2 protein-coding genes are annotated in these 1,845 nt (G+C 60.1%); both read left to right on the forward strand.

Annotation, left to right across the window (positions count from 1 at the left end; genetic code table 11):
• A partial coding sequence (locus tag EN914_RS33960; protein ID WP_164779122.1) for an extracellular solute-binding protein occupies positions 1–1,199 on the forward strand: 1,199 nt, incomplete at its 5' end.
• Positions 1,199–1,845 (forward strand): ABC transporter substrate-binding protein (locus tag EN914_RS33965; RefSeq protein ID WP_245497913.1); only part of this gene is annotated, 647 nt, incomplete at its 3' end. The genes EN914_RS33960 and EN914_RS33965, both read left to right, overlap by 1 nt.

The following is a 1,845-nucleotide window of genomic DNA, read 5'->3' on the forward strand; positions in this document are numbered from 1 at the left end:
GTTCGGCGGCCTACAAGATCGCCAGCTTCAAGCCGGGCTCGGAGATCATCTGGCAGCGTGTGCCGGACTACTGGGCGGCCAAGCTGCCGGTGAAGATCGGCCGCGAGAACTTCGACACCCGACGCTACACCTATATCCTCGACGACAATGCTGCCTGGCTCGCCTTCACCAAAGGCGGACTGGAAGACATCAACCGCGAATACAGTTCGCGTAAGTGGGCGACGGCTTACAATTTCCCGGCATTCCAGGCCGGCGATGTCATCAAGAAGGATTTCCAGACCCAGGCGCCGCAACCGATGCAGGGTTTCGTCCTCAACCAGCGGCGGCCGCTGTTCCAGGACCGGCTGGTGCGTGAGGCGCTGACCATCCCATTCGATTTCGAGAGCATGAACCGCACCCTGTTCTTCGGCTTCAACACCCGTACATCGAGCTATTTCCAGGGCACAGAACTGGCGTCGAGCGGACTGCCGCAAGGCAAGGAACTGGAGATCCTGGAAAAATACCGCGACAAGCTGCCGCCCGAACTTTTCACCCAGGAATTCAAGCTACCGGTCTATGATTCGCCGCAGGCGGAACGGAAGTACCTGAAACAGGCAGTCGATCTCTTCGCCAAGGCGGGCTGGGTGATCAAGGGCGGCAAGATGGTCAATGCCAAGACCGGCGCGCCGTTCAAGTTCGAGATCCTCGGCTGGAACGACACTGACCAGGTGATCGCCAGTCCCTACATCGCCAATCTGCGCAAGATCGGTGTCGATGCCACTTTGCGCATCATCGACCAGACGCAGTACATCAACCGCGTCAACAATTTTGATTTCGATGTCGTCACAGGCATCCTCCAGCAGTCGGAATCGCCGGGCAACGAGCAACGCGACTTCTGGAGCTCGAAAGCTGCCGATTCGCCCGGTTCGCGCAATCTGATGGGCATCAAGGATCCGACCATCGACGCGCTGGTCGATCGCATCATCTTCGCCACCGATCGCGACGATCTCGTCGCCGCCACCCATGCGCTCGACCGCATCCTGCTGTGGAACTTCTATGTCTTGCCGCAATATCACCGGTCGGCGGTGTGGCTGGCCTATTGGGACAAGTTCAAATTCCCCGACAAGCAGCCCGCCTATGTCGGTGCCGACATCGATTCCTGGTGGATCGACCCGGACAAGGAGAAGGCGCTGGCGGCCAAATACAAGGGCGGCAATTGATGGCGGCCCTTGCCCGCCGCGACTTTCTCGCCCTGGGCAGTGCCGCGGCAGCCGCTGCCCTGTTGTCCGGCCGGGCCTTCGCCGACATTGCGACCGGCATCAAGCTGCATGGCCTGTCGGCCTTCGGCGACCTCAAATACAAGCCCGATTTCGCGCATTTCGACTACGTCAATCCGGACGCGCCCAAGGGCGGCCAGATGAATTTCGCGCCGCCGAACGCAACCCTCAATCAGAGCTTCCTGACCTTCAACACGTTGAATTTCCTGGTGTTGAAGGGGGAGGCGCCGCCGCGCGCCGAACTCTGTTTCGATTCGCTGATGACAAGCGCGCTCGATGAGCCGGATGCAGTCTATGGCCTGCTTGCCGAAACCGTTACCCTGTCGCCAGACCGCAACGGTTTCCGCTTCGTGCTGCGACCGCAAGCGCGTTTCCACGACGGCTCGCCGCTGACCGCGCAAGACGTTGTCTTTGCGCTGAAGCTCTATAAGGACAAGGGCCATCCGAACCTTTCCCAGGCGTTGCGGTACATGACCGACGTGGTTGCGGTCGATCCCACCACCGTCGATCTCACCCTCAACGGCAAGCAGTCGGCGCAAAACGTCCTTGCGATCGTGGGGATGCCTATCGTCTCCAAGGCATTTTATAC

It is taken from the genome of Mesorhizobium sp. M7A.F.Ca.CA.001.08.2.1, from assembly GCF_003998455.1.
Taxonomy (GTDB): Bacteria; Pseudomonadota; Alphaproteobacteria; order Rhizobiales; family Rhizobiaceae; genus Mesorhizobium; species Mesorhizobium ciceri.